Here is a 6,510-nt window from a genome sequence, read left to right as displayed (position 1 = left end):
CGGGGGGCTGGAGAGGGGCGAGGGGGGTGGGGTGCACGTCAGGGGGGGCCTACCAAAACGCCGCGAGGGTGGGGGGGGGGGGGGGGGGGAAGAGGGGGGGGGGGCGGGGGGGGGGGGGGCCCCCCCCCGCTGCGCGGCGAGGTACAGCTCGGCCTCGCGCCGGTCCCGCCGAGGCGTTCCGCACAACTGCCACTCCTGCCCGTTCCACAGCTCCGGCAGCCACCGCTGCTGGGGCTGCGGGCGGTCGGCGCGCACGCCGTAGCGGGACGGGACGGGCTCGGTGGGGGCCTGGTGCACGGGCCCGCCGTTGTACTCGGCGCGGCGGGCGGCCCGGCGCCGGGTCTCGCACAGCAGGCACAGGTCGGGGGCGCTCTCGTCGACCGGACCGGTGGGGTGCTCGGGGCAGCGGGTGCTGGGCGCGGCGCCGCTGACGCTGTCCTCCAGCAGGTCGAGGGCGCGGCGCAGATCGGCCTTGACCTCGTGCAGCTTGGCGTCGGGAGTGTCGGCCCCGAGCGCGTCGCCGTGCTCCCCGAGCAGACGCAGCGCCCGGCCGAGGGCGGTGAGCTGGGCGTGGTTCATGGGAACAGTCTGCGCCACGGCGTCGGCCGACCGAATGATCACGTTCGGTGGCACGCCCGGGCAACGACGCCGCCGCCCGGGCGTGGCCCGTCCGACGCCTGGCCCGTGGAACGCATCACGGGCGCCGGGCGCCGGACCCGCACCGGCCGGTCAGGGCGACGGGCTGTCGTCCAACGCGCTCGCGATGTGCTGAGCGAGCTTTCGGGGAGACGGGCCCTGCAGGATCTTGGCCACGGGGACGCTGACGGCCAGATCCGAGGTGATACGCGCCCGCAGCTCCACCGACATCAGTGAGTCCACGCCCAGACGCTTGATCGAGACGGCATCGTCCACCCTGTCCGTGGTGAGCCCGAGGACAGAAGCGATCTGTTCCTGGCAGTAGGCGGTGAGGAGCTCTTCCCGGACCCCGGAGTCCGCCCGGAGGACCGCCCTCCGATCCAGCCGCCCCGACCCCGCGTTCTTCTCGGCTGCGTCCTCCGCGTCCTCCGCGTCCTCCGCGTCCGCCACCTCGGCAGCCGAGCTGCCCGCTCCTGCGAATTGACGGAACACGGAAGACCTGGCGCGGGACGGGAAGAACTTGGTCCACTGTTCGAGGTCCAGGGACATGACCGCTGCCTGCGGGGTCCACTCTCCGAGGAGCCGGCCGAGCGCGTTGAGCGCCACGTCCGGGCTCATGGCCTCGAGGCCGCGGGACGCGAAGCGCTCGCTCGACGCGGTGTCCCGCGCCGCGATGCCGATCTGGTCCCAGCGGCCCCAGTTGACGGTCAGCGCCGGCTGTCCTCGCAGACGCCGGTTCCAGGCGATCGCGTCCATGAAGGCGCTCGCCGCGGAGTAGTTGGCCTGCCCGGGGGACCCCATGAGCGAGGCCGCGGACGAGAAGAGCACGAAGAAGTCGATCGGGTCGTCGGCGGTGAGTTCGTCGAGGTTGCGGGTGCCGTCGATCTTCGGCGCCGAGGTGGCGGTCAGGCTCTCGCCGTCGAGCTGGGTGATGGTGCGGTCGTCGAGCACCACGGCCGAGTTGATGACGCCGGCGAGTGGCGGCAGGTTCTGGCGCACCCAGTCGAGTACCTTGCTCAGCCTCGCGCGATCGGCGATGTCGGCCCGCACGGCGTGCACGCTCGCTCCCTTCGCGCGCAGCGCCTCCAGCTCCGGCAGCAGGGCCTCGTCCTCGCCGCGGCGTCCGAGGAGCACGAGGTGTCGTGCCCCCTGCTCGGCCATCCACCGCGCGGCTCGCAGGCCCACTCCGCCCAGGCCGCCGGCGACGAGATACGTCGAGTCGTCGCGGAACAGGGGGCCGGGCTCGGACGGGGTGAGCGGGTGCGCCACAAGTCGGTGTGCGAACCGGGAGGTGCCGCGCAGCACGATTTCGTCCTCGTCGGCGTCCGCGCTGATCTCGTTCCACAGGCCCCGCAGGTCGGCGCCGCCCGGATCGGTCGGGAGATCGACGAGCGAACACCTGAGGTCCGGGAGCTCGTACATGGCCGTGCGCCCCAGCCCCCAGACGGCGGCCTGCTGGGGAGACGTCCACCGGTCACCCGGAACGACCGCATGAGCCCCCCGGGTGACGAGCCAGACCCTCGGTGAAACGGTCGGTTGGGCTTCCGCCACCGCCTGGAGGACGGTCAGCGCCGTGTCGGTCTGGTCGAGGTCCCCCTGAGCGTTCGTCGTCGGCGATGCCAGACAGACGACACCGGCCCAGGGCCCCGCCCGCAGAGCGCCGGACAACTCCTCGCTCAGGGATCGGCCGTCCGCCGCGAGGAGTTCGCATCCGCCGCTGCGCTCGTGCATGAGCCGGCACAGGCCGGTGGCTTCCGGCGTTCCGTCGCCGATGACGATCCAGCGCTGTGCCTTCGCACCACGGGGCTTGGACAGCGGGGCCAGGCGCTCCCACCGGGAGACGCGGGCGAGATCGCCCGCGCGACGCTCGGTCACCTGAGGAAGTTCGCGTTCCAGGCGCTGCACGCGCAGACCCTCGACCTCCAGCAGGGTGGTTTCGTCCGCACCGGCGAGCATCAGGTCGGCGACGAGGAAGTCCACGTCGTCGACGGCCGAGCGGCGCTCGGCGTGTGCCCGCAGCGTGCCGCCGAGCGGGACCGGTGTGCGGTGGACGACGCGGTCGATGGATGTCGGCAGGTAGCTGTCCTCACCCGTCCGGGACGGCAGCATCGGCATCATGCTCTGGATGAAGCTGTCCGCGAGCGCGGGGTGCAACCGGTAGTGAGGGGTGCGGTATTCGCCCGACACCGTGGTGTCCAGCTGCGTCACGACGTGCGACGGGGTCTGCCGCACGGAGCTGATCGCCCGGAACGGGCCGTGATGCTCGACACCGCGACGGCGCATTGCCGCGTAGTGCTCGTCGACCGGCAGCGCAACAGCGTCCTCGGGCGCCTTCGGGCAAGGCGCCGACGCCGGAGGCGGACCGGCGACAGCGGCGGTTCGCGCGGTCGCCAGACACGCCCACTCGCTTATGGTCGTGCCCTCTTCCGCGGCCACGTGGCAGGTGAGTTCCAGGACGTCGTCGCGTCGACGGGCAAGCACCTGCACGAGACGGGAGCTGTCCTCGTCGAGGAAGAGGGTGTCCAGGAACCGGACGTCACGGACCTCGACGGGGTCCCCGTTCTTCGTGGCGCCGGTGGCCTCGGCGGCGGCTGCCAGGAAGAGTTCGACGTATCCCATGGCCGGAAAGACCGTCGTACCGTGCACCCGGTGCTCGGCCAGGTAGGGAACTGTGGGCAGGCCGAGACGGAACGTCCAGGTCAGTGTGGACGGCTCGACCGCCAGCGGCGAGGGACGCCCCATGATCGGGTGAGGGGTGCCCTCCGTCAGGGGGCTTCCGCCCGAGGGCTGTGCCACCGGGACGGACCGTTCGGCCGCGGGGTTCCAGTGCCGTTCGTGCTCCCACGGGTAGCCGGGCAGCGCGACGTGCTCGCCCCGCGGAAGGTACTGAGCGGACCAGTCGACGGTCCGGCCCGCCGTGTGCCAGGCCGCCAGCGTCCGGGACAGGGTGGGCCGGCCCGGCTCGTCACGCCGTAGCGAGCCGGCGACCAGCGGCGAATGTCCCAGCGATTCGACGGTCTGCTGAGTGGCCTGCACGAGAAGAGGGTGGGCGCTGATCTCGAGGAAGCCGGTGTGCCCGTCCTCGGCCGCGCGCTCCACCGCCTGCCGGAACAACACCGGCTGCCGAAGGTTTCTGATCCAGTAGTCGCAGGTCAGCTCCTCACCGGAGAGAACCGTTCCGGTGACGGTGGAGTACATCGCGACGGCCGCCGGCCTCGGCGCGACGGGGGAGAGCACGGCACCGAGTTCTGCCTGGAGGGCGTCCATGTGGGAACTGTGGGAGGCGTAGTCGACCCGCACCTTCTGGGCGAACACGTCCTGAGCCTGAAGCGCGGAGACCAGGTCCCGCACGGCTGCGGTGTCGCCGGCGAGGACGACCGACTCGGGGCCGTTCTCAGCAGCGACGACCACCCGGCCGTCGTAGGGAAGCAACGCCTTCTCGGCGTCCGCCAGGGACATCGCCGCCGCGGCCATGGTGCCGTGCCCGGTCACCGACTTCAGCAGGCGGCTGCGGCCGCACACGAGGAGAGCGGCGTCCTCCAGCGTCAGTGCGCCCGCCACATGGGCCGCGGCGATCTCGCCCTGGGAGTGCCCGATGACCGCGTCCGGAGTGACACCCCAGGAACGCCACAGGGCGGCGAGCGAGACCTGAAGAGCGAAGGAGACCGGCTGTACGACGTCCACGTCGACGAGCGCTTCGCCACTGGTGAGGCGGTCGACCACCGACCAGCCCAGGTGGGGACGCATCGCCTCCGCGCAGGCCAGCATCGACTCGCGGAAGGCGGGTTCCCCGAGCAGGTCCGTCCCCATTCCCGGCCACTGCGCCCCCTGACCGGGGAAAATCCACACCGTGCGGTTGTCGGTCTCGGTGACCGTGCCGGTGACGGCGCCGTCGGTGACCTGTCCCTCGCTGAAGGCGCTCAGCACGGCATGCGCCCGCTCGAGGCTGTCGCAGGGCACCGCCAGCCGATAGTCGTGGTGGGTACGTCGCCTGGCCAGGGTGTGGCACACGTCGGCCAGGGTCAGGTCGCTGTCGACGAGGGCCTGCGCGTATCGTCCGGCGGTGGCACGCAGGGCACCGCGGCTTCGCGCCGACACGGTGACGATGAGATCGCGAGGGACTTCGGTCGCCTCAGTCTCTTCGTCCGCCTCGCTTGCCTCATTCGTTTCCGGTTCGGCCGAACCCACCGCCGGAGGCCCTTGCAGCACGAGATGGGCATTCGTGCCGGCGATGCCGAAGCTGCTGACGCCGGCGAACCGGGAGGCGGCAGCCGAAGGCCAGGGCTGGAGCTCGGTGGGAACGCGAACGGGCAGCCGGTCCCACGCGATGTCGGGGTTCGGGGTCTCGAAGTGGAGGTTGCCGGGGATCCTGCCGTGCTTGAGTGCCAGAGCCACCTTGATGATGCCGGCGAGACCGGCCGCCGCCTCCAGGTGCCCGATGTTGGTCTTCACGGACCCGACGAGCAGCGGCCGGTCCTGCGGACGTCCCTCCCCCAGCACCGTTCCCAGGGCTTCCAGCTCCACCGGATCACCCACCGACGTGCCGGTGCCGTGCGCCTCCACGTAATCGACGGCGCCGGGGGAGACTCCCGCGTCCTGGTAGGCCAGGCGCAGCACGTCGCTCTGGCCCGCGACGCTCGGCTTCATGAACAGGTCACTGCGTCCGTCGTTGTTGGAGGCGCCGCCCCGGATCACCGCGTAGACGGGATCCCCGTCCCGGATCGCGGCCGTGAGCCGTTTGAGGACGACCACACCGGCACCCTCGCTGCGCACATAGCCGTCGGCACGGGCGTCGAACGCCTTGCACCGCCCGTCGGGGGCCATCATGCCGCCCTGCGAGAAACTGACGCTGTGATCGGGGTTCAGGATCACATTGACCCCGCCGGCCAGCGCGACGTCGCACGACCCGGTGCGGATGGACTGGCAGCCCATGTGCACGGCGACCAGGCCGGAGGAGCAGGCGGCGTCCAGAGCGACGCTCACGCCCTTGAGGTCCAGCGCGTAGGAGATACGCCCCGCGGCGCCGCTGCGGGCGCTGCCGGCGGCGCTGTAGACGTCCAGAGCGGCGGTGTCACCGCCGAACTGCCGGTCCGCGAAGTCGTTGTTCACGACCCCCATGAAGACACCGGCGCTGCTGCCACTGAGCGATTCGAGGGTGAGACCGGCGTCCTCCACGGCCTCCCAGGCGACCTCCAGCAGGAGGCGGTGCTGCGGATCGATCTTCGCGGCCTCCCGCGGCGCTATCCCGAAGAATCCCGCGTCGAACCGGTCGACACCGTCGACGAAGCCGCCCCACCGGGTCGTGGTCTTTCCCGGCGTGGCCGGCCTGGGGTCGTAGAACTCCTCGATGTCGAAGCGGTCGCCGGGAACTTCGGAGATCGCGTCCACGCCCGCCGTGAGCAGATCCCACAGTTCACGCGGACCGCTGGATCCGGGAAAGCGGCAACCGATTCCGATGATGGCGATCGGTTCGTGTTCGTTCATCAACTGCACCCCGTGAGTCATTGAAGGGCCCGATCCCGTGAAATCCCGGCCCCGAAAAGAGAATCAAGCGAACCGGACGCGCCCGATGGCCGTGACCATCGGCTTTTCTGATCGGTCCCGTCCGTCTGGACCCGAGGATCGTCCGTATGCGCTCGGGACCTCAGACGCCGACGGCCGGTGAGACAGTTCCCGTGTCTTTTCGTCCTGGGTCAATTGAGTAATGTTTACTCAATTACGGCTCCGCAGGCATGCGGTATCCACAGGAGGGCTGTTTCTACCAGGGTGTGTGTCTTCAGACGCCGCATGAGGCGGGCGTCATTGAATTGCCCATCCGGGGTCTCTGCGCCATTTTCATGGGTGACGCCGGGCGGTGTTTTCCTGACCGGGCCG

General features: G+C 70.9%; 2 protein-coding genes. Both read right to left on the bottom strand.

The genetic code is table 11. The features are described 5' to 3' along the window. Nucleotides 1-579: hypothetical protein (locus ACZ5GT_RS32025; RefSeq protein WP_469033233.1), on the bottom strand; the 579-nt coding region annotated here is incomplete at its 3' end. Nucleotides 580-729: 150 nt separating this feature from the next. After that, a complete protein-coding gene (locus ACZ5GT_RS32020) occupies nt 730-6,120 on the bottom strand; it encodes a type I polyketide synthase (protein WP_469033231.1) in 5,391 nt (1,796 codons plus the stop codon). Nucleotides 6,121-6,510: the final 390 nt, after the last annotated feature.

It is taken from the genome of Streptomyces sp. NPDC031340 (genome assembly GCF_055569945.1).
This window is presented reverse-complemented; position numbering and strand designations above follow the sequence as displayed.

Coding starts and splice junctions, on each gene's coding strand:
- ACZ5GT_RS32020 (WP_469033231.1), bottom strand. CDS start 6,120: ATGAACGAACACGAACCGATCGCCATCATCGGAATCGGTTGCCGCTTT.